This is a genomic window from Nocardioides anomalus (genome assembly GCF_011046535.1).
Classification (GTDB): Bacteria; Actinomycetota; Actinomycetes; order Propionibacteriales; family Nocardioidaceae; genus Nocardioides; species Nocardioides anomalus.
The window spans coordinates 2,622,904-2,644,824 of sequence record NZ_CP049257.1; the positions used below are offsets into that span (position 1 = coordinate 2,622,904).

The 21,921-nt window shown below is 74.5% G+C and carries 18 protein-coding genes and 2 pseudogenes; 7 read left to right on the forward strand and 13 right to left on the reverse strand.

Annotation, left to right across the window (positions count from 1 at the left end; genetic code table 11):
- Positions 1–32: 32 nt before the first annotated feature.
- The 9 genes from G5V58_RS13220 to G5V58_RS13260 all read right to left on the reverse strand — a co-directional run bounded on the left by G5V58_RS13220 (position 33) and on the right by G5V58_RS13260 (position 10,442).
- Entirely contained in the window at positions 33–1,727 is a 1,695-nt protein-coding gene (locus tag G5V58_RS13220) for a helix-turn-helix domain-containing protein (RefSeq protein ID WP_165233397.1), read from the reverse strand.
- Positions 1,727–4,342, reverse strand: a complete 2,616-nt coding sequence (locus tag G5V58_RS13225) for an FtsK/SpoIIIE family DNA translocase (protein WP_165233400.1) — start codon at positions 4,340–4,342, stop codon at positions 1,727–1,729. The genes G5V58_RS13220 and G5V58_RS13225 overlap by 1 nt, the downstream gene beginning before the upstream one ends.
- A gap of 94 nt (positions 4,343–4,436) precedes the next feature.
- Positions 4,437–5,333 (reverse strand): 4-hydroxy-tetrahydrodipicolinate synthase, encoded by an 897-nt coding sequence (gene dapA / locus G5V58_RS13230; RefSeq protein ID WP_165233403.1) that lies wholly within the window; start codon positions 5,331–5,333, stop codon positions 4,437–4,439.
- 35 nt (positions 5,334–5,368) lie between these two features.
- Positions 5,369–6,073, reverse strand: coding sequence for a dienelactone hydrolase family protein (locus G5V58_RS13235; protein WP_230486599.1), 705 nt, complete (start codon positions 6,071–6,073; stop codon positions 5,369–5,371).
- Positions 6,074–6,095: 22 nt separating this feature from the next.
- A complete protein-coding gene (locus G5V58_RS13240) occupies positions 6,096–7,013 on the reverse strand; it encodes an LLM class F420-dependent oxidoreductase (protein WP_165233405.1) in 918 nt (305 codons plus the stop codon).
- 12 nt (positions 7,014–7,025) lie between these two features.
- Positions 7,026–7,499 (reverse strand): dihydrofolate reductase, encoded by a 474-nt coding sequence (locus tag G5V58_RS13245; protein WP_165233408.1) that lies wholly within the window; start codon positions 7,497–7,499, stop codon positions 7,026–7,028.
- Positions 7,496–8,305 carry a thymidylate synthase gene (locus G5V58_RS13250; RefSeq protein ID WP_165233411.1) on the reverse strand — a complete coding sequence of 270 codons (810 nt, stop codon included), beginning with the start codon at positions 8,303–8,305 and terminating at the stop codon, positions 7,496–7,498. The genes G5V58_RS13245 and G5V58_RS13250 overlap by 4 nt, the downstream gene beginning before the upstream one ends.
- A 9-nt stretch (positions 8,306–8,314) precedes the next feature.
- On the reverse strand, positions 8,315–9,151 hold the full coding sequence (locus G5V58_RS13255; RefSeq protein ID WP_165233414.1) for a PhzF family phenazine biosynthesis protein: 837 nt from the start codon (positions 9,149–9,151) through the stop codon (positions 8,315–8,317).
- A 4-nt stretch (positions 9,152–9,155) separates the two neighbouring features.
- Complete coding sequence (locus G5V58_RS13260) at positions 9,156–10,442, reverse strand: hypothetical protein (protein ID WP_165233417.1); 1,287 nt, start codon at positions 10,440–10,442, stop codon at positions 9,156–9,158.
- Positions 10,443–10,776: 334 nt separating this feature from the next.
- Between G5V58_RS13260 and G5V58_RS13265 the strand changes: the two genes are divergently transcribed.
- The gene (locus G5V58_RS13265) at positions 10,777–11,907 is read left to right on the forward strand and encodes an HNH endonuclease signature motif containing protein (RefSeq protein WP_165233420.1); all 1,131 of its coding nucleotides are present in this window, start codon (positions 10,777–10,779) and stop codon (positions 11,905–11,907) included.
- A gap of 1,127 nt (positions 11,908–13,034) precedes the next feature.
- Here G5V58_RS13265 and G5V58_RS13270 read toward each other — a convergent pair.
- Complete coding sequence (locus G5V58_RS13270) at positions 13,035–13,289, reverse strand: hypothetical protein (RefSeq protein ID WP_165239075.1); 255 nt, start codon at positions 13,287–13,289, stop codon at positions 13,035–13,037.
- Positions 13,289–14,434 (reverse strand): glycine cleavage system aminomethyltransferase GcvT, encoded by a 1,146-nt coding sequence (gene gcvT / locus G5V58_RS13275; protein ID WP_165233423.1) that lies wholly within the window; start codon positions 14,432–14,434, stop codon positions 13,289–13,291. The genes G5V58_RS13270 and gcvT overlap by 1 nt, the downstream gene beginning before the upstream one ends.
- Before the next feature lie 31 nt (positions 14,435–14,465).
- Here gcvT and G5V58_RS13280 point away from each other — a divergent pair, with 31 nt between their 5' ends.
- Positions 14,466–15,998 carry a leucyl aminopeptidase gene (locus G5V58_RS13280; protein ID WP_165233426.1) on the forward strand — a complete coding sequence of 511 codons (1,533 nt, stop codon included), beginning with the start codon at positions 14,466–14,468 and terminating at the stop codon, positions 15,996–15,998.
- Positions 15,999–16,023: 25 nt separating this feature from the next.
- On the opposite strand, the gene G5V58_RS13285 is transcribed toward G5V58_RS13280, so the two are convergent.
- A complete protein-coding gene (locus tag G5V58_RS13285; RefSeq protein WP_230486600.1) occupies positions 16,024–16,389 on the reverse strand; it encodes a hypothetical protein in 366 nt (121 codons plus the stop codon).
- 70 nt (positions 16,390–16,459) lie between these two features.
- Between G5V58_RS13285 and lpdA the strand changes: the two genes are divergently transcribed.
- From lpdA to G5V58_RS13300, 5 genes and pseudogenes are all read left to right on the forward strand, one after another.
- A complete protein-coding gene (gene lpdA, locus G5V58_RS13290) occupies positions 16,460–17,842 on the forward strand; it encodes a dihydrolipoyl dehydrogenase (protein ID WP_230486601.1) in 1,383 nt (460 codons plus the stop codon).
- A gap of 41 nt (positions 17,843–17,883) precedes the next feature.
- Positions 17,884–18,334, forward strand: a pseudogene (locus G5V58_RS26720) (biotin/lipoyl-containing protein); the annotation flags it as partial.
- Positions 18,335–18,447: 113 nt separating this feature from the next.
- Positions 18,448–18,504, forward strand: a pseudogene (locus G5V58_RS26725) (hypothetical protein); the annotation flags it as partial.
- 125 nt (positions 18,505–18,629) lie between these two features.
- A complete protein-coding gene (gene sucB, locus G5V58_RS13295; protein WP_230487355.1) occupies positions 18,630–20,045 on the forward strand; it encodes a 2-oxoglutarate dehydrogenase, E2 component, dihydrolipoamide succinyltransferase in 1,416 nt (471 codons plus the stop codon).
- 16 nt (positions 20,046–20,061) lie between these two features.
- On the forward strand, positions 20,062–20,964 hold the full coding sequence (locus G5V58_RS13300) for a TIGR01777 family oxidoreductase (protein WP_165233432.1): 903 nt from the start codon (positions 20,062–20,064) through the stop codon (positions 20,962–20,964).
- Between the two features lie 359 nt (positions 20,965–21,323).
- Here G5V58_RS13300 and G5V58_RS13305 read toward each other — a convergent pair whose 3' ends face one another.
- On the reverse strand, positions 21,324–21,914 hold the full coding sequence (locus tag G5V58_RS13305) for a hypothetical protein (protein WP_165233435.1): 591 nt from the start codon (positions 21,912–21,914) through the stop codon (positions 21,324–21,326).
- Positions 21,915–21,921: the final 7 nt, after the last annotated feature.

The following is a 21,921-nucleotide window of genomic DNA, read 5'->3' on the forward strand; positions in this document are numbered from 1 at the left end:
CGATTCTGCCGCCCCGGTGGTTGCCGATCCAATCAGCGATCCGTGTAGACGTCCTGGGCGGGCTCGCCGGTCTTGCCCATCGCGCCGTGGCTGCGGCCGTCGACGGTGACCTCGAGGGAGCCGTCGGTGGTCTGGATGCGGACCGGCGGGGCCACCTGGACGGTGCGGGACTGGCCGAAGGCGAGCGAGCCGCTGAACACGACCTTGCCGGTGCCGTCGCGCACGACGACCCGGGCGCCGCCACCGGCGGCGCTCACGACCACGGGCACGGGGGTGGCGGCGGACTGGCCGCCACTGGTCAGCCCGGCGGAGCCGTCAGCGAGCGAGGGCGAGGCCGGCGTGACGCTGTGCGGCTGGTCCATGACCAGGCGCGCGACCGACCAGGCCAGCACGACGGTCATCACGGCGGCGACGATCACCGACCAGTTCGGACCGCCCTTGACACCGCGGATCGAGCCGTGGCGACCGGTGGCGAGCTCGGCCTCGAAGACGCGGCGCGGGTCGATGGGGGCGTCGGCGTACGTGTCGTCGTACGTCGCGAGCAGCGGCGCCACGTCGACGCCGAGGACCCGCGCGAGCGTGCGCAGGTGGCCGCGGGCGTAGAAGTCGCCGCCGCACGGCGCGAAGTCGTCGATCTCGATGGCCTCGACCACGTGCGGCCGGATGCGGGTGCGCTCGGAGAGCTGGTCGACGCTGAGCCGCAGCCGCCGGCGGGCGGCGGCGAGCTCGGGGCCGATGACTGGGTCGACGGTGGGTACGGCGGCCAGGTCCTCGATCACGAACGTCGAGGTCGCCGACGCGATTGCGGGCAGCTCCTCGGCGGCGGTGTCGACGTCCCACTCGCGGTCGCGGGCCACGTCGGCGCGCACGGCCGGGCGGACGTCGCGCAGTGGAGAGGGGGTCGGGCTGGCCACCACGGCGGCCGCGGCCTGCGGCTCGTCCACGTCGGGGGCGACCGCGTCGGGGGCGACCGCGTCGAGGTCCACGGGGATCTCGCCGGTGGCCTCGGTGTCGGTGTCGACGCTGGCGTCCGGGTCCTCGTAGTGGTCGTCCAGCCCGTCGCCCAGCCCGTCGACCGTCTCGTCTGCCGCCTCTTCGGCCGCCTCGGGCACGACCTCGACGACCGCGCAGCGGCCGTCGGCCAGCGTCGCCAACGCCGCAGTGAGGTCGCCGTGCGCGCCGAGCACCCGTGTCGTCAGGCCGAGCGGCATCGCGAACGGCGCGCCGTGCATGCGCTCGGTGAAGCGCGCGTGCCGGCGACCGGCCGGGCCGAGCAGGTCGAGCTCGGCGTCGACGTCGCGAGGGAACAGCACGAGCCGGCCGTCACGGACCACGCGGCCGCGCGGCGTGTGCTCGACCTCCTCCAGGTCCGACCAGGCCATGCCGCGCCAGGTCCGCCCCAGCCGGATCCGCACGCCGTGGCTGTCGGCCACGAGCAGCGGCATGCGCGAGTCCAGGAACGAGAAGACGTAGGCCCACGTGATGGCCGTGAGCCCGACGCAGAGCGCCCAGTCGAGCACCCGGTAGTCCGTCACCGCCCGCGCGAAGTACGCCGCCGCGAGCAGCGCGGTGATCGCCGCCAGGACGACGGACACGCGGCCGTTGCGGCGTACGACGACCTCGTCGGCCTCGGGCTCGTCGGGGACGTTCGCCCAGTCCGGGTGGACATGCTCTCCCGTGCTGACCAGGTCGGCGTCGGTGGTCTCGCGCGGGATGAGGTCGGTCATCACAGCTCCCCTTGCAGCGTGGCGATCACGGAGTCGAGCTCGTCGGGCTTGATGAGGACGTCGCGGGCCTTGGAGCCCTCGCTGGGCCCGACGACGCCACGGCTCTCCATGATGTCCATGAGGCGACCGGCCTTGGCGAAGCCGACCCGCAGCTTGCGCTGGAGCATCGAGGTCGAGCCGAACTGGGTCGACACCACCAGCTCGACGGCCTGGATGACCAGCTCGAGGTCGTCGCCGATGTCGTCGTCGAGCTCGCGCTTGCTGGCGGCCGGCGCGGTGACGTCGTCACGGTAGGTCGCCTCGAGCTGCGCCTTGCAGTGCTTGACCACCGTGGCGATCTCGGCCTCGGTGACCCACGAGCCCTGCACGCGGACCGGCTTCGATGCGCCCATGGGCAGGAACAGCCCGTCGCCCTGGCCGACCAGCTTCTCCGCGCCCGGCTGATCGAGGATGACCCGGCTGTCGGCCAGCGAGGACGTCGCGAAGGCCAGTCGCGAGGGCACGTTCGCCTTGATCAGGCCGGTGACCACGTCGACCGAGGGGCGCTGGGTCGCGAGCACCAGGTGGATGCCGGCCGCGCGGGCCAGCTGCGTGATGCGCACGACGGCGTCCTCGACGTCGCGCGGGGCGACCATCATCAGGTCGGCGAGCTCGTCGACGATGACCAGCAGGTAGGGGTACGGCGTGAGCTCGCGCTCGCTGCCCGGCGGGACCTGCACCTTGCCGGCCCGCACCGCCTTGTTGAAGTCGTCGATGTGGCGGAAGCCGAAGTTGGCCAGGTCGTCGTAGCGCATGTCCATCTCGCGCACGACCCAGGCCAGCGCCTCTGCGGCCTTCTTGGGGTTGGTGATGATCGGCGTGATCAGGTGCGGGACGCCCTCGTAGGCGTTCAGCTCGACCCGCTTGGGGTCGACCATGATCATCCGGACCTCATCGGGCGTGGCCCGCATCAGCACCGAGGTGATCATCGAGTTGATGAAGCTCGACTTGCCGGAGCCGGTGGCGCCGGCGACCAGCAGGTGCGGCATCTTGGCGAGGTTGGCGACCACGAAGCCGCCCTCCACGTCCTTGCCCAGCCCGGCCACCATCGGGTGGTGGTCGCTGCGGGCCGTGCCCGAGCGCAGCACGTCGCCGAGGGAGACGATCTCCTTGTCCAGGTTCGGGATCTCGATGCCGATCGCGGACTTGCCGGGGATCGGGCTGAGGATGCGGACGTCGGCCGAGGCCACGGCGTAGGAGATGTTCTTCGACAGAGCGGTGACCTTCTCGACCTTCACCGCCGAGCCCAGCTCGACCTCGTAGCGCGTCACCGTCGGGCCGCGGGTGTAGCCCGTGACCTGCGCGTCGATGCCGAACTCCTCCAGCACCTGGGTCAGCCGGCTCACGATCTCGTCGCTGGCCTTGGACCGAGCCTTGTGCGGCGACCCGGGCTTGAGCACGTCGTTGCCCGGCAGGTGGTAGACCACGTCGCCGGACAGCGCGAGCTGCTCGACCCGCTCGGGCAGCGGGGTGTGCGGCGGCGGCTCGAGCTCGGCGTTGGTGTCCTCCTCGGGCACCTCGACGGCCGGGGCCAGCACCTGGTGCTCCTGGGTCGCCTCGGGGTCCTCGACCGGCTCCGGCTTCTTGCGGCGGCGCTTGCGGGTCTCGCGCTCCTCGAGGACCGGGCTGTCGTACGCCGGGTCGCCCATCAGCGGGTCGATCTCGTCGGTCAGGTCGAGGTCCGTACGACGGCCGCGGCGGGTCGGGGCGACCTCGTCGTCCTCGTCCTCGTGGTGGCGGCCGAGCGCGCGGTCGCGGGCCTCGGCCAGCCGGGCCGGGACCTGGTAGAGCGGGGTGGCCGTGATGACCAGGACGCCGAAGAAGGCCAGCAGGAGCAGCAGCGGCACCACGACGTACGGCGTGCGGAGCAGGTCGAGCAGGAGCGAGGACACGACGTACCCGACGGCCCCACCGCCCTCGCGCAGCGGACCGGCGTCGCCGGCGACCGGCTGCGGGTCGCCCTCGGCGATGTGCACCACGCCGAGCAGACCGAGGCCCAGCGCGCTCCACCCGACGACCTGGCGACCGGCCGGGCCGTTGTGGATCGGGTCGCGCAGGTTGCGCCAGCCCACGACCAGCAGCATCAGCGGGACCAGCCAGCCGACCTTGCCCACGCAGCCCGTGACCGCGACGCGCACGCCGCTCATCACCGGACCGCCGAGCTGGAACCACACCGCCGCCGCCGACACCACGGCCAGCGCGAGGACGAACAGGCCCACCCCGTCGCGCCGGTGCTCGGGCTCGAGGTCGCGGGCGCCGTGCCCGATGCCGCGGGCCACCGCCCCCACCCCGTGCGCGACGGCCAGCCAGACGCGGGCCACGGCCTTGAGGACCAGGTCGAACAGGCGCGCGATCGGCCCGCGGCCGGTGCGGACGGCGCGCGGAGCCGGACGGGTGCGGCTCGCCGCGCCCTTCTTGGCCGCGGCTCCCCCGCGCGCGGCTGGACGCCTCGCCGGCTTCTTCTTCGACGAGGTCCTGCTCTGGTTGCGGGTACTCCGTGCTCGCGCCGTCGTGGGTCGGTCCGAGGACGACCCCTTGGTGCGCGAACCCGGCGGGGAAGACGTACGGGTCGCCACGTCACCACCCTAGGCGTTCGTCACTCCAGTCACACCCACCACAGGAGTGCGTGTCGGTCACGGCCCGTTCGGGCCGCTGACGCCGGGCGTGGACCTAGAGCAGGCCGGCGGCCTCGAGCGAGGCGCGCAGGTCGGCGACCTCGTCGTCGGTGAGCTCGACGAGCGGGCCGCGCACCGTGCGGTTGTCGAGCACGCCGAGCAGCTGGAGGCCGGCCTTGGCGGTGGTCGCGCCGTAGTTGGGCACGCCCATGACCGCGCCGATGGCCGGGAGCAGGCGGGTGAACACGGCCAGCGCCTCGGCGTGGTCGCCGGCGTCCCAGGCGTCGACCATGGCGCGCAGCTGGTCGCCGGCGACGTGGCCGACCACCGAGACGAAGCCGGCGGCGCCGTGGGCGAGCCAGCCGAGGTTGCTGACGTCGTCGCCGGAGTAGACGGCGTACCCCATCTCGCGCAGGCGCACGCCGCGCGCGAAGTCGCCGACGGCGTCCTTGACCGCGACGACGGTCTCGATCTGCTTGGCCGCGGCGTAGGTCTCCAGCGCGATCTGGGTGGCGGTGCGGCCCGGCACGTCGTAGAGCATCACCGGCACGCCGGTGGCCTCGGCGACGGTGCGGAAGTGGTGCAGGACGCCGGCCTGGCCGGGCTTGTTGTAGTACGGCGTGACGAGGAGCAGGCCGTCGGCGCCGATCTTCTCGGCCTGCTGGGCCAGCTCGAGCGAGTGCGCGGTGGAGTTGGTGCCGACGCCGGCCACGACGCTGGCCCGGTCGCCGACGGCGTCCTTGACCGCGGCGAGGATCTCGCCGTCCTCGGCGACGGTGGTCGTCGGCGACTCTCCCGTCGTGCCGGAGACGACGACGCCGTCGTGGCCGTGGTCGACCAGGTGGGTGGCGATCCGGGCGGTGCCGTCGACGTCGACCGAGCCATCCGGCTTGAACGCCGTCGCCATCGCGGTCAGCACGCGGCCGAACGGGGCAGACGGAGAGTCGCTCATGGGGTCAGGGTATCGGCCGCGCTCGCCCCGACCGGTCAGCGCGAGGCGTGCTCGGCCAGGAAGGCGAGGGTCCGGTCCCAGGCCAGGGCCGAGGCCTCGGGGTGGAAGAAGTAGAAGTCGTCGTTGTCGAAGGCGTGGTTGGCGCCCTCGTAGAGCTCGAACGACACGTCCGCGTGGGCGGTCACCGCCGCGCGCACCCGCTCGACGCTCTCGGCGTCGATGTAGTCGTCGGCCGTCCCGAAGTGGTGCAGGCTCGGCACGGTGACCTGCGGAGCCAGGTCGAGCAGGCCGGGCAGACCGGAGCCGTAGTAGCTCACGAGGAAGTCGACCGGCGCGACCGCCGCGACGTTGAAGGCCAGGCCACCGCCGAAGCAGAAGCCGAGGGCGCCGACGGGGCCGGTCACCTCGGACCGGGCCCGCAGCGCGCCCAGGGCGGCGACGGCGTCGGCGACCGTCGTGTCCGGGTCCAGGCGCCCGGCTCGGGCCATGGCGGCGTCGACGACGTCCGGGGCCGTCTCGTCCAGGGGCGGCTCGTCCAGGCGCCAGTAGAGCTCGGGCGCGAGCACGACGTACCCGGCCGCGGCCAGGTCGGCGCCGCGGCGCTGGATGTAGGCGCTGACCCCGAAGATCTCCTGCAGCAGCAGGACCCCCGGCCCGCTCCCCGACTCGGGCAGCCAGAGCCGGGCCGGCATGTCGCCGTCGGCGGTCGGGACGGTCACGGTCGTGCTGCTGGTGTCCACGGGACGAACCTAAGGCACGGCCTCAGACCTGGCGTGCGACCTCCGCGGCGACCAGCTCGAGGTGCTCGAGGTCCTGCAGGTCGAGGACCTGGAGGTAGAGCCGGCTCGCACCGGCGTCGGCCCACTCCCCCACCCGCCGGACGACCTCGTCGACCGTGCCGCCGGCGTACGTCGCGCGCAGCTCGTCGGGGTCGCGGTCGATGGCCTCGGCCCGGCGGCGGAACTCCGCCTCGTCCCGACCGACGCACAGGATGGTGGCGGCGGAGTACACCAGCTCGCGGCCCTGCGCGGCCTCGCGCACCCGCCCGAACTGCGTGCGGCCGCTCTCGACGTCGGTGAAGGGCACGTTGAACTCGTCGGCGTACGCCGCGGCGAGGGCGGGCGTCCGCTTCTTGCCGTGACCGCCGATGATGACCGGCGGCCCGCCGGCGTACCCGTCGCGCTGCACCGGCTTGGGCAGCGCCGGGCTGTCGGTGAGCGTGTAGTGCGACCCCGTGTGGCTGAACGCCGCGTCGGCCGACCAGAGCCCGGTGATGACGGCGAGCTGCTCCTCGAGCCGGTCGAAGCGCTCGCCGGTGGGCGGGAAGGGGATGCCGTACGCCGTGTGCTCGGCCTCGAACCACCCAGCGCCGATGCCGAGCTCGACGCGGCCGCCGCTCATCGCGTCGACGCCGGCCACCTGGATGGCCAGCGGCCCCGGCAGCCGGAAGGTCGCGCTGGTCACCATGGTGCCGAGCCGGATGGTGCTCGTGTCGCGCGCGAGCCCGGCCAGCGTGGTCCACGCGTCGCTCGGCCCGGGGCCGCCGTCGCCGCCCATCGCCAGGTAGTGGTCGGAGCGGAAGAAGGCTCCGAAGCCGAGCTCCTCGGCCTTGAGCGCGACCGCGAGGAGGTCGTCGTACGTCGCGCCCTGCTGGGGTTCGGTGAAGATGCGCAGCTCCATGGCCCCAGCCTGTCAGGCGCGGACCAGGAAGACCCGGTCGTACCCCTCGTGGTGCTCGCGCGCGGCCTCGACCCACGCACGGCGGTCGAAGGGCGGGTAGAAGACGTCGCCCTCGGGCTCGAGGTCGACCTCGCTCAGGACCTGCTCGGTCGCGAGCGGCATCGCCGCGGCGTACACCTCGGCGCCGCCGACCACCGCGATGTCCCCGGGCAGGGTCGCGGCCTGGACCAGGGCGTCGTCGAGGCTGTGCGCGACCCGCACGCCCTCGGCGCCCCAGTCGGGGTCACGGGTCAGCACGATCGTGGTGCGCCCTGGCAGCGGGCGGCCGATGGACTCGTAGGTGGCCCGGCCCATGACCAGGACGTCGCCCATGGTGAGCTCCTTGAACAGCCGCTGCTCGCCGGGCAGCTTCCACGGGATCTGCGAGCCGCGGCCGATGACGCCGTTGCGGGCGACCGCGGCGACGAGGACGACGCGCTTGGTCATACGGCGATGGGCGCCTTGATCCCGGGGTGCGGGTCGTAGCCCTCGAGCGCGACGTGCTCGAGGTCGAAGGCGTCGAGCGCGGTGACGGTCGGGTCCAAGCGCAGCGTGGGCAGCGGCCGGGGCTCGCGGGTCAGCTGCAGCTCGGCCTGCTCGAGGTGGTTGAGGTAGAGGTGTGCGTCGCCGAGGGTGTGCACGAAGTCGCCCACCTCGAGCCCGGTGACCTGCGCGACCATGTGGGTCAGCAGGGCGTAGGAGGCGATGTTGAACGGCACGCCGAGGAAGACGTCGCCGCTGCGCTGGTAGAGCTGGCAGCTGAGCCGGCCGGGTCCGTCGTCCTGGGGGGCGACGTAGAACTGGAACATCGTGTGGCACGGCGCGAGGGCCATGGCCGGGATGTCGGCGACGTTCCAGGCGCTGACGAGGTGGCGGCGCGAGTCGGGGTCGCTCCGGATCTGCTCGACGACCTGGGCGATCTGGTCGACGTGGTGGCCGTCCGGCGTGGGCCACGAGCGCCACTGGTAGCCGTAGACCGGCCCGAGGTCACCGTCGGCGTCGGCCCACTCGTCCCAGATCGTCACGCCGCGGTCCTGCAGCCACTTGACGTTGGTGTCGCCGCGCAGGAACCACAGCAGCTCGGCGAAGACCGAGCGCGTGTGCACCTTCTTGGTGGTGACGAGCGGGAAGCCCTCGCTCAGGTCGAAGCGCATCTGGTGGCCGAAGACGCTGCGGGTCCCGGTGCCGGTGCGGTCGGACTTCTCGACGCCCTCGTCGAGGACCCGGCGGAGGAGGTCGAGGTACTGCTGCACGCTTCCAACCTAGTCGTTGAGGCGGACCTCGCCCTGCACCGTCGTGCGGGTGTCCCCTCCCACCCACACCGTCTCCCCCACGCGCCTCACGTGCACCCGACCGCGCCGGCCGATGGCCGTGCCCTGCGCCGCGACGTACTCCTCGGGCAGGACGGTCCCGGCCAGCCACTGGCCCAGGCTCGCGTTGAGGCTGCCGGTCACGGGATCCTCGTTGAGGTTGTCGAAGGCACGGACCTCGACGTCGGCGTCGCCGGCCCCGTCGTCCCCACGGTCGCGCCAGGGCCCGGCCACGCCCACGTCGAGCCCCTCGAGCGCGTCACGGTCCGGGCGGAGGGCGAGGACGGCGTGCGCGTCCTCGAGGAGTACGCCGACCCAGCCCGGGCCGTTGTCGCACCACTTGCTGTCCACGACGTCGCTGGCGGTGATGCCGAGCGCGCTGGTCACCCGGGCCAGGACGTCGTCCTCGACCGGACCGTCCTTGATCAACGGCGGCGCCTGGAAGGCCAGCCGCTCGCCCCGCTCGAGGGTGACCAGGCCGGCGGCGCACTCCTGGACCACCGCGTCGCCGCGCGGGACACCGCCCGCCTCGAGCCAGGCGTGGGCGCTGCCGAGGGTCGGGTGGCCGGCGAACGGCAGCTCGCGGGCCGGGGTGAAGATCCGCAGCCGGTAGTCGGCCGCGGGACCGGTCGGCTCGAGCAGGAACGTCGTCTCGCTCAGGTTGGTCCACTGCGCGAAGAGCTGCATCTGCTCGTCGTCGAGGTCGTCGGCGCCGTGCACGACCGCGACCGGGTTGCCGCTCAGCGGCCGGGAGCCGAAGACGTCGACCTGACGGAACGCGTGGGGCATGCGGTCAGCGTGCCAGCACCACGCTCCGGTCCGCTCCCTCGCCCTCCAGCTCGGTGACGTCCTCGCACGTCGACTCGGTGCCGAGCTGGCAGGTGCGCAGGACCCGGCGCTCGCCGCTGCGCACGACGTACGTGACGCTGCTGCGGACGCCCGGCTCGACGGCCAGCACCTGCTCGTCCCGCGACACCCCGGGGTCGAGCTGCTGGCCGCTGCGGGTGTCGTAGAGCACGGGTGCGCCGGTCAGCGGGTCGGCCGTGGCGACGGTGTTGCCGTCCGGGGCCAGGCGCGCGCCGTGCCCGGGCAGCCGGAAGGTGGTGTTGAACGCCGACTGCACGACCTGGATCCGGTCGCGGGGCAGCTGGAACACCCGGATGCGGGAGCGGACGTCGAGCAGCGCGACCGGGCTCACCGGCAGCTGGGACGTCGGGCCGGTGGGCAGCAGCGCCCGGGCGCCGTCGGTGCCCACCAGGTAGACGACGTCGCCGTCGACGGAGACCACGTCGGGGTTGTCGTCGACCTCCGTGCGGACCCGGACGTCGCCGCTCACCGCGTCGACGATGCTGACCTCCTTCGTCGACGGGTCGTACCACGCGGCCAGCCCCGTCTCGTCGGTCGCGGCCACCGGTACGCCGGGCGCCTTGTGGCCGAGGACCTCGCGGCCGCCGTCCTCGCCCGCGTAGACGACCCGGCCCTCGTCGTCGCCGTAGACCACCCCGTCGCCGACCACCGTCATGTCCCGCAGCCCGTCGACCTCCAGGACCGCGTGGGCGAGGTGGAGCCCACCGTCGGCGTACCAGACCACGCCGGGAGCGGGGTTCTCCTGCCGCTCGACCTCGGCCGGACCGACGCCCCCCTCGTCCTTCTTCCCGGGCTCGTGGTCCTCCTCGCCTCCCGTGACCGCCAGGAAGACGGTGACCAGAGCGACGACGAGCACGAGCGGCACGGCGACCTTGAGGGCCAGCCACCGCTGGGCGCGCCGACGGGCGGCCTCGCGGTCGCGCAGCTCCTCCAGGGTCGGCGGCGCCAGCACCGTGGTCCGCTCGGCCGCGGCGGCGCGCTCGCCCTCGGGCAGGCGCTGGCGCCGGGCCGCCTCGCGCACGAGCTCGTCGTGCACCAGTCCGTCGCCCCCCGCACCCCCACCCACGTCGGCCCACGGCCGACGGCACCGCGACAGCGCCTCCGCCGTCGCGTCGGCCGCCTCCTCGGGCCGGATCCCGAGGGTGACCGCGGTCCTGACCAGCACCGGCCAGCGCGCCGCGACGAAGACCATGAAGTCCGCGTCCGCGCGCATGTCGCGAGCCTAGGGCGCGGACCCGACCGCCACCTGCTTTCCACAGCCCACCCCCACCGGCCAGTTGTGCACAGCCCCCGGACGCCACCACCCCCCGCCGTCGGCGCCCACCACTGGACTCACCCCATGACCTCCACCACCGCCACCCCGGACCAGCTCACGATCGCCCGCAGCCTGCTCGCCACCGTGCGCGCCGACCGCGAGGCCGCCGAGGCCGCGCAGCGCCGGATCCTCGCCGCGGCGGCGGCCTGGGCCGACGCCCACGCCCTGCCCCCCCGACGACCCCGGCTCCTGGGAGGGCGGGCTCCCGGTCGCCGGCGAGGGTGCGCCCGAGGTGGCCGAGTTCTGCGTGGCCGAGCTGGCCTGCGCGCTCGGGCTGACCGCCCGGGCCGGGCGCCTCCTGCTCGGCGACGCCGTCGAGCTCTCCCACCGGCTGCCGCGGGTCTGGGAGCGCCTCCAGGCCGGCGACCTCCCGGCCTGGCGGGCGCGCCGGGTCGCCCAGCAGACGGTGCCGCTCCCGCCCGACGGCGCGGCGTACGTCGACCAGCACGTGGAGGCGGTCGCCCACCGGGTCGGCCCGGCCCAGCTCGGGCGGCTGGTCGACGAGGCCCGCGTGCGCCACGACCCCGAGGCCGCCGAGGAGCTCCGTCAGGCCCGGCTGGGCGCACGCCACCTCGACATCGGCGTCCACGACGTCCGGGCCGACGGCACGGTCGCCGTCGAGGGCGTCCTCGACCTGGCCGACGCACTCGACCTCGAGCACGCCGTGCGGCGCGAGGCGCAGGCGCTGGCCGCCCTCGGCTGCATGGCCCCCCTTGCCGTGCGCCGCTCGATGGCCGCCGGCCAGATCGCCCGCGGCGACACCCCGCTCGACCTGGTGCTCACCGTGCACGTCGCGGCCTCGGCCCTGGCGGCCGACGCCGCCCCCGGGGAGCTGGCCCGCGTCGACGGCGTGCCCGGCTTCGTCTCCGCGGCCCAGGTCCGCGAGTGGTGCGGTCGCCCGGACGCCCGCGTGCTGGTGCGCCCGGTCGTCGACGCCGACCAGCACGTCTCCGTCGACGCCTACGAGGTCTCCGACCGGCTGCGCCACCTGACCGGCCTGCGCGACGTGACCTGCGTGTTCCCCTGGTGCACCCACCACGCCGACCGCTGCGACCGCGACCACGTCGTGCCCGAGGCCGAGGGCGGCGCCACCTGCTCCTGCAACGTCGCTCCCCTGTGCCGCCGCCACCACCGCCACAAGACCCACGGCCGCTGGCGCTACCGCGTCGTCGACCCCGGCACCTACCTGTGGACCAGCCCCCACGGCTACGTCTTCCTGCGCGACCACACCGGCACCCGCGACGTCACCGCGACCGCCGGCGCTCCAGCAGCCCACCCCGCGCCGGCCGCGCTCGCCCTCGCCGCCGCACCCCGGCTTTCCGCACCCGAGGAGCCCTCAGGTGATCGCGCCTCCGCGGCCTAGGGCTGGCGGGGTGCCCGCGCCGGCTGGCAGGTCCCCCGCCGCGGCGGCCCGCCAGCGGAGCCGGCCCTCGGGTGACCGTGTCTCCGCGGACGGGGAGCTCGACCGGCCCTGCGCCGGCGCACGGGCCCCAGCCACTGCGGCCGGCCGCCACACGGGCCTTCTTGCCGCGGCCGGCCGCCGGCACCCGAGGAGCAGTCGGGCGGCCGCGCCTCCGCGGCCTGAGGCGTGCGCCGGGCCCCGCGCCGGCGCACGGGCCCTGGCCACTGCGCCCGGCCGCCGCAGGAGCCTTCGCACCGCGACCGGCCGCCGGCACCGGGTCGCGGCGGCCCGGTCCTCGCCACGGGAAGAGCCACCGGGCGGGGCCCGCTCCGCGGCCTGGGAGGACCGCGGGCCCGCACCGGCCGCACGGGCGCAGAGCTCGTGCGGCCGGCCGTCGGCGCTGGGCCGCGGCGGCCGGGCGTCGGCGCAGAGCTCTTGCGCCGGCCGTCGGCGCTGGGCCGCGGCGGCCGGGCGCCGGCGCCGGAGGACCACCGGGTGAATGCGTCTCCGCGTCCCACGAGCCTCGACCGCGCCAGCCGCCCGGGCTCTCGCCACCGCGACCGGCGCCGGCGCCCGATGAGCCGCCGCGTGGCTCACGCCCATGCGGCCCTTGAGCGGCAGCGGGCCGTGCGCCGGCCAGCACCGGCCGCGAGCCCGTTCGGCCGACCATGGGCGCCGGATCGCGGCGGCCCGCCATCGCCACGAGGGGAGCAACGGGTGACCGCGCCTCCGCGGCTCGGGAGCAGCGGTCTGCCGCGTCGGCGCACGGGCTGACCGGGTACGGCTGGCGCTGGAGCTTGGACGGCCCGGGCCGCAGCCCGGCCGAGGTCTGCTGCCCGATCCGCGCAGGCCGCCGTACGACGCTGGGCGCGGCCGCTGGAGCCGCCCGGCGGAACGGGCACCCCGGCACCCGGCGCGAGCCCCCCAGTCCGGCGCAGGACCGCCGGCACGGGGGCCTGCGCGAGCGCCCGGACCGTCAGGCGCGAGTCCACGAGCACCGGACGGCGGCCCCCGCCCCGCTCCGAGAGTCGAGCAGGGGCGAGCCAGAGCAGGCGGAGACCGACCCGGCGCGAGATCGCAGGCCTAGGTCAGGGATGCAGCGACATCGGCCCGTAGACCTCGCGGTCGGCCTCGAGCAGCGTGACGGCATCGACGCCGGCGTCGGCGAGGTCGGCCCAGATCTCGCCGACCCAGGACTCGGCGTCGGCCTGGGAGGCGAAGCGGCGGTCCGCCATGTCGCCCGGGACGTCGACCTCGGCGCCGGAGGCGTCGAGCAGTCGCCAGCTCCAGGGCCGCTCGGCGGGCGTGGGCGGGCGGAAGGTCGGGGGCTGGTCGGGGAGCATCACGACTCGCGGACCGAGGGCTGGACGAACGGCGGCTTGGTGAGCTGGAAGATCTCGCGGCGCCCGCGCACGTCGACGCCGACCTCGGCGTCGGGGGCGGCGACGGTCGAGATGAGGGCCAGACCGATGCCCTTCTTCAGCGTGGGCGAGAAGGTGCCGGAGGTGACCTCGCCGAGGGCGACGTCTGCGGTGAGCGTGACGCGCATCCCCGGCCGCGGAATGGCGCGGCCGGTGGAGAGGATGCCGCGCAGCACCCGTCGCGGGCCCTCCTCCTTCTCCGTGGTCAGCACGTCGCGGCCCCAGAACTCCGGCTTCTGCCAGCCGACGGCCCAGCCGAGCCGGCCCTCGTTGGGGGTGGTCGACAGCGAGATGTCCTGACCGTGGAGCGGGTAGCCCATCTCGGTGCGCAGGGTGTCGCGGGCGCCGAGCCCGCAGGGCAGCATGCCGAACCGCTCACCGGCGGCGACCAGCGCGTCCCAGAGCTGTACGGCGACCGCGTTGGAGGCGATCAGCTCGTAGCCCCGCTCGCCCGTGTAGCCGGTCCGGCACACCACGACGCCCTCGTCGCCGGTCTGCTCGCCGGGCACGGGCGCCTCGACGAAGGACATGTAGTCGTGGCCGGCGGGGAGGCCGACCGCGGTGAGGACCTCGTCGGACTGGGGGCCCTGGACGGCCAGGACGGCGTACTCGCGGTGCAGGTCGTGCACCGTCACGCCCTCGGGAGCGGACTCGCCGAGCCGGCGGGCGACCTCGGCGGTGTTGGCGGCGTTGGGCACCAGCAGCACGCGCTCGTCGGTGTGCAGGTAGGCGATCAGGTCGTCGACGATGCCGCCGGTGGCGTCGTCGCAGCAGAGTGTGTACTGCGCCTGGCCGTGCGCGATCCGGCCGAGGTCGTTGCTGAGCGTCCGGTTGACGTACGCCGCGGCGCCGGGCCCGGTGACGGTGAGCTTGCCGAGGTGGCTGACGTCGAAGAGGCCGACGGCCTCGCGGACGGCGGTGTGCTCCTTGACCACGCCGGAGGGGTACTCCAGCGGCATCGACCAGCCGGCGAAGTCGGCGAACTTGGCGCCGAGGGCGACGTGCCGCTCGTGCAGTGGGGAGGTCAGCGGTGCGCCACCACCGGGCGCGGGCTGAGGGCCGTCCATGCCGCGAACCTACCGTGACTATGTTGTGGCGATGAGCACCTACACGCTGCGCAACGCCAGCCCCGCGAAGACCCGCTGCGACGCGGTGGTCGTCGGGGTGGTCCAGGGCGGCAAGGGTGCCAAGGGCGGTCCCCTGGTCGCCCTGGGCGGCGAGGAGGTGGCCCACGCCTACGGCCGCACCTTCCGTCCGCTGCTCGCCTCGCTCGGCTTCACCGGCAAGGTCGGCGAGGTCGCGAAGATCCCGACGGCCAAGCAGCTGACCTCGCCGCTGCTGGTGGTGATCGGGCTCGGCAAGGTGGGCGAGGACGGCGTGCTCGACCCGCGCGTCGTGCGCCGCGCGGCGGGCGTGGCGGCCCGGTCGGTGAGCAACGCCGCCTCGGTCGCGCTGGCGCTGCCGGCCGACACCCCCGAGCTGGTCCGGGCCGTGACCGAGGGGTTCGTGCTCGGCGGCTACACCTACACGGCCTACAAGAAGAAGGCCGACGACGACAAGCCGAGGAGCCCCGGCGAGGTGGTCGTGCTGAGCCCGTCGGCGCGCAAGAAGGAGCACGTCCAGGCCTTCGAGGACGCCCAGCTCGTGGCCGAGCACGTGGCGACCACGCGCGACTGGGTCAACACCCCGCCCGGTGACCTCACCCCGCCGAGCTTCGCCGCCGCGGTCGAGGCGGCGGTCAAGGACGCGTCCAAGGGCCGCGGCGCGCCGAAGCTGACGGTCACGGTCCGCGACGAGCGGGCCCTGGCCGAACTGGGCTGTGGCGGCATCCTCGGCGTCGGTGGCGGCTCGGCCGCGCCGCCGCGGCTGGTCGAGATCGGCTACGCGCCGCGCGGGGCGAAGACCCACCTCGCGCTGGTCGGCAAGGGCATCACCTTCGACTCCGGCGGCCTGACCATCAAGCCGGCCGCCTCGATGAACGACATGAAGTCCGACATGGCCGGCGCCGCCGCGGTCGTGCAGGCCACGCTGGCCATCGCCCGCCTCGGGCTCCCGATCCGGGTCACGGCGTTCGCGCCGATGGCCGAGAACATGGTCTCCGGCGACTCGATGCGACCCGGCGACGTGCTGACGATGTACGGCGGCACGACGGTCGAGGTCACCAACACCGACGCCGAGGGCCGCCTGGTCCTGGGCGACGCGCTGGTCATGGCCACCGAGCGGCAGCCCGACGTCATCCTCGACGTGGCCACGCTGACCGGGCACATGGTGGTCGCGCTGGGCGACAAGGTGGCCGGCGTGATGGGCTCGCAGGACGTCGTCGACGCGGTGCTCGCCGCAGCCGGGACGGCCGGCGAGGAGCAGTGGCCGATGCCGATCCCCGAGGCCATGGACGAGCGGATCCACAGCAGCCGGGTCGCCGACCTGGCCCAGCACGACTGGGTGCGGTGGGGCGGCGGGCTGTTCGCGGCGGCGTTCCTGCGCGAGTTCACCGGCGGACTGCCCTGGGCGCACCTGGACATCGCCGGGCCGGGCTACAACTCCGGCGGGCCCTACGGCCACGTGACCTCGGGCGGGACCGGCTTCGCGGTGACGACGCTGGTCGACTACGCGCGGGCGCTGGCCGGCTGACCGCCTCGCGGGCCTCCTCGCGGAGCTAGTTGCCCTCGAGCTTCTTGCGGCGGTTGTAGTCGCGCATCCGCTGCGGGATCCCGACCACGGCGGCGTCGTAGGACGGCACCTGGTGGCGGTTGCAGAACTTGTGCGCCCAGTCCACCGACGGCACCCGGCGGCGCGTCCACTCGCCGTCGTGGGCCACGAGCAGCAGCGTCACGTCGCTGACCGCGGTGCGGGGCTCCACGAAGCCCTCGACGCCGCGGTGGTTCTGCACGAACTCGTTGAGGTGGTCCTGGTCCACGCCGTCGGATGCGCGCACGCGCGTCGAGCCGGTGCGGAAGCCGTCGCGCGCCGGCGCCTTCATCCGCGTCCGGCCGCCACCACGGAACCGGTCGAGCCATGACATGGGGACCAGTGTGCCCTGGCCGCCCTCAGGCCGGTGTGGACACACGCGACGCAGGTGCAAAGATGAAGGCGTGGCCGAGCTCGACGACGCGTTCGACGTACTGGTCCTCGGAGCCGGGTCGGGTGGGTACTCCTGCGCCCTCCGCGCCGCCCAGCTCGGGCTGCGCGTCGGCCTGGTGGAGAAGGGCGACCTGGGCGGCACCTGCCTGCACATCGGCTGCATCCCGACCAAGGCCCTGCTGCATGCCGCAGAGGTCGCTGACCAGGCCCGCGACTCCGAGCAGTTCGGCGTGCGCGCCACGCTCGAGGGCGTCGACATGGCCGGCGTGAACTCCTACAAGGACGGCGTCGTCCAGCGGCTGTTCAAGGGCCTCACCGGGCTGATCAGGGGCCGCGGCATCACCGTCATCGAGGGCGAGGGCCGGCTCACCGGCCCGCGCGAGGTCACGGTGGCCGGGCGGCGCTACACCGGCGAGCACGTCGTCCTGGCCAGCGGCTCCTACCCCAAGACCCTCGGCATCGAGGTCGACGGCACCCACGTCCTGACCTCCGAGGAGGCGTTGCGGCTGGACCGCGTCCCGGCCTCGGTCGTCGTGCTGGGCGGCGGCGTCATCGGGTGCGAGTTCGCCAGCGTGTGGCGCTCGTTCGGCGCCGAGGTGACCATCGTCGAGGCGCTGCCCCGGCTGGTCCCGCTCGAGGACGAGGCCTCGTCCAAGGCACTGGAGCGCGCGTTCCGCAAGCGCGGGATCGTGTTCCGCACCGGCACGCCGTTCCAGAGCGTGAAGACCACCGACGACGGCGTCGCGGTCACCGTCGAGGGCGGCGACGTCATCGAGGCCGAGCTCCTCCTCGTCGCCGTCGGGCGCGGGCCGGCCACCGACGGGCTGGGGTACGACGAGCAGGGCGTCAGCACGGACCGCGGCTTCGTCCTCACCGACGAGCACTGCCGGACCAACCTGGACAACGTCTGGGCCGTCGGCGACATCGTCCCCGGCCTCCAACTCGCCCACCGCGGCTTCCAGCAGGGCATCTTCGTGGCCGAGTCCATCGCCGGACTCGACCCGACCCCCATCGACGAGACCGGCATCCCTCGGGTCACCTACTCCCATCCCGAGGTCGCCTCGGTGGGACTGACCGAGGCGCAGGCCGCCGAGCAGTACGGCGCCGACGCGATCACCGCGCTCACCTACGACCTCGGCGGCAACGGCAAGAGCCAGATCCTCAAGACCCAGGGCTTCGTCAAGCTGGTGCGCCGCAACGACGGCCCCGTCGTCGGCGTCCACCTGGTCGGCGACCGGGTCGGCGAGCTCATCGGCGAGGCCCAGCTGATCTACAACTGGGAGGGGTACCCCGATGACGTGGCGCCCCTCGTCCACGCCCACCCCACCCAGAACGAAGCGCTCGGCGAGGCGCACCTGGCCCTGGCCGGCAAGCCCCTGCACGCGCACTCCTGACCACCCTGCTTGACCACCCGCCCCGAGAGCGAAGGAAACACATGGCCACCGAAGTCAACCTCCCGGCGCTGGGCGAGTCCGTCACCGAGGGCACCGTCACCCGCTGGCTCAAGCAGGTCGGGGACGAGGTCGCGGTCGACGAGCCCCTGCTCGAGGTCTCCACCGACAAGGTCGACACCGAGATCCCCTCGCCCGTCGCCGGCACGCTGCTGGAGATCAAGGCCGACGAGGACGACACCGTCGAGGTCGGCGCCGTGCTCGGCGTCATCGGCGACAAGGACGAGAGCTCCATCTCCTCCGGCTCCGGCTCGGACTCCGACGCGTCGGCCGATGACTCGGCCACGCCCGAGGCTCAGCCCAAGGACGAGGAGAACGCCGAGAAGAAGGCCGAGCAGGAGGAGGAGATCGCCGACGAGACCGGTGAACTCCCGCCCGGCGACGAGACGCCCGAGGCCGAGAAGTCCGACTCCGACGCGGGGTCCGACTCCGGCTCCTCCGCTCCTGAGTCCGGCTCAGGGTCCGGGTCGGGGTCCGGCTCCGGCGGCTCGGGCGGGTCCGGTGGCGGCGACGCCACCGCCGTCACCCTGCCCGCGCTGGGCGAGTCCGTGACCGAGGGCACCGTCACCCGCTGGCTCAAGCAGGTCGGCGACGACGTCGCCGTCGACGAGCCCCTGCTCGAGGTGTCCACCGACAAGGTCGACACCGAGATCCCCTCCCCGTCGCCGGCACGCTGCTGGAGATCAAGGTCGCCGAGGACGAGACCGTCGAGGTCGGCGCCGAGCTCGCCCTGGTCGGCTCGGGTCAGCCCACGGGCGGCTCCGGCTCCAGCTCGAGCGACGGCGGCTCCAGCGAGGGCGCCGGCCAGAGCGACGCCAGCGCCGAGGACACCAGCGCCGAGGACACCAGCGACGACACCGGCGGCGGTGGCGAGGACAAGGCGCAGGAGCGCGCCGAGGAGCAGGCCGCCCAGGCCGAGCAGGCCGAGTCGCGCGACGCCTCCGGCGAGGGTTCGGGCGGCGCGTCCGAGTCCGCCGGGTCCTCCGAGTCCGCAGGCTCCGGCGGATCCGAGGGCAGCTCGCAGCCCGACGACACGAGCGGGTCCACGACCCAGAGCAGGTCGGAGGAGCCGGCGCCCACGAAGGCCACGGAGTCCGACGCGCCCACCCAGACCGCGCCCTCGTCGTCGAGCGACTCCGGCGCCTCCAACGGCTCGGGTGACGCGGGCGACGGCGCCGGGTACGTCACTCCCCTGGTCCGCAAGCTCGCCGCCCAGCACGGCGTGGACCTGTCCACGGTCACCGGGTCCGGCGTCGGCGGTCGCATCCGCAAGCAGGACGTCCTCGAGGCGGCACGCCAGGCCGAGCAGGCCGCCCAGCAGAGCGCCCAGCAGAGCGCCGCCGCCCAGCCGGCCGCGGCCGCCGCGCCGAGCGGCGGGGCTGGTGCGGGTGCCGCCCCGGCGGCCGCCGTACCCCCGTCGGTCACGCCGGACTCGCGCCGCGGGACCACCGAGAAGATCAGCCGGCTGCGCAAGATCATCGCCGAGCGGATGATCGACTCGCTGCAGACGTCGGCACAGCTCACGCAGGTCGTCGAGGTCGACGTCACCAAGATCGCCCGGCTGCGGGAGTCGGTGAAGGCCGACTTCCTGGCCCGCGAAGGTGTGAAGCTGTCGTACCTCCCGTTCTTCGCCAAGGCGACGGTCGACGCGCTCAAGGAGCACCCCAAGCTCAACGCGACGATCGACACCGAGGCCGGGGAGATCACCTACTACGACCGCGAGAACCTCGCGTTCGCGGTGGACACCGAGAAGGGGCTCATCACCCCGGTCGTGCGCGACGCCGGTGACCTGTCGATCTCCGGGCTGGCCAAGAAGATCGCCGACGTGGCCGAGCGGACACGCACCAACAAGATCGGTCCGGACGAGCTGTCCGGCGGCACGTTCACGATCACCAACCTCGGCAGCGTGGGCGCCCTGTGGGACACCCCGATCATCAACAAGCCGCAGGTGGCGATCCTCGGGCCCGGCTCGGTCGTGAAGCGGCCGGTCGTGATCGACGACCCGAACCTCGGCGAGACGATCGCGGTGCGCTACATGGTCTACCTCGCACTGACCTACGACCACCGGCTGGTCGACGGTGCGGACGCCGGGCGGTTCCTGCAGGACGTGAAGCGGCGGCTGGAGGCGGGCGCGTTCGAGGTCTGAGGGGTACCGGGCCATCGTGGTCCACGTTCTCCTCGCCGGCGGGTCCGGCTTCCTCGGCACGCACCTGCGCTCGGCCCTGCTCGGGCGCGGGCACACGGTCACCAAGCTGACGCGCGGCACGGCGTCGGGTCCCCACGAGTCGTCGTGGGACCCGTACGCCGGCCGCCTCGACCCCGCGGCCGTCGAGGCCGCCGACGTCGTGGTCAACCTGGCCGGTGCTCCCACCGCCGGCAACCCGCACTCGGAGAAGTGGGCCCGCGAGCTGCGCGAGAGCCGGGTGACGACCACCCGCGTGCTGGCCGAGGCCATCGCCGCGTCGACGTCGCGCCCGGCGTTCCTGGCCGGCAACGGCATCTCCTACTACGGCGACCACGGCGACCAGGTCCTCGCCGAGGACGCCGACTCCCGCGGCGAGGCCCTGCTCACCTCGGTGACGCGGGAGTGGGAGGCTGCGGCCTCCCCCGCGGCCGAGGCCGGGGCACGGGTCTGCGTCCTGCGCACCGCGCCCGTCATGGACCGCCGCAGCCCACCGCTGAAGCAGCTGCGGCTGCTCTACCTCGCCGGCCTCGGCGGCAAGCTCGGCGACGGCCGCCAGCACATGGCGATGATCTCGCTGCACGACTGGGTCGGCGCCACCGTCCACCTGGCCGAGCACGCCGACGCCTCGGGGCCGTTCAACCTGTGCTGCGTGACGACGCCGACCAACGCCGAGTTCACCGCCGAGCTCGCCCGCCAGCTCCACCGGCCGTCGTTCGCGCGCGTGCCGTCGTTCGCGCTGAACGTTGGCGCCGGCAAGATGGCGCCCGAGCTGCTCGGCTCGCTCAACGTCGTGCCGGCCGCGCTCCAGGCGTCGGGTTACTCCTTCCGGGACCCCGACGTGACCGCCGTGGTGCGCGCGGGGCTCGCCGCGGAGGACTGAGGCCTTCCTGGCGGCCCGCCGCAGACCCGCAGCTCCTCCACGTGCCGCAGCCCAGGTAGACGTCGGGCGCGGTCGGGCCGGCCGGACGGCGCTCACCCGCCAGCGCCCGTCGAGCAGACGCAGGTGGACGGCGCGCGTGGTGGGGCTGTCGCGCGGCAGGGGGCCGAGAGCGGTGCAGTCGCGCGCGGCGGCGGTGCAGGTGACGCGGTCGGTGACCGCCCCGCCGCAGACCCGCAGCTCGTCCACGTGCGGCAGCCCCGGCACGCGCGGCGTCCCCCGGGGGCCGTCGTGCGACATCGGCGTGGAGCACGGCGCCCGCGCAACGGCTAGGCGCGCCAGGCTCGTTCGTCCGGGCGCGGTCAGGCCGGCCGGACGGCGCTCACCCGCCAGCGCCCATCGAGCAGGCGCAGGTGGACGGTGCGCGTGGTGGGGCCGTCGCGCGGCAGCGGGCCGAGGGCGGTGCCGTCGCGCGCGGCCGCGGCACCGGTGACGCGGTCGGTGACCTGGAGCGTCCAGCGGTCCGCGGAGCGCTGGAGGGTGCGGACGGCGAGCAGCCGAGTGGCCAGGTCGCGGACGACCAGGCCGCGGTCGGCCCAGGCGCGGAGCATGGCGCGGTCGCGGCGGCCGGCGGCGGAGCCGGGCGTGTAGAGCGGCCGCAGGAGCGCGGGGTCGCCGCGCGCCCAGGCGTCGGCCCGGGCGGCGTCCCAGGCCCGGAGCACGGCGACCTCGGGTGGCGCGGCGTCGGCTCCGGCGGCCCCGAGAACGGCCGCCGGAGCCCGCGTCGCCGGCGGCGCAGCCGCCATCGGGCCGCGCTGCGCCCCGCCCAGCAGCACGCCGGCCCCGATCACCGCCGCGGTGACCAGCGCGGCCAGCGCACCGAGCAGCGCGCCCCGCAGCCCGGCCCGGGCGCGGCGGCGCGGGGCGGGATCCTGGGGCGGGTGGAGGGGCACGGGACAG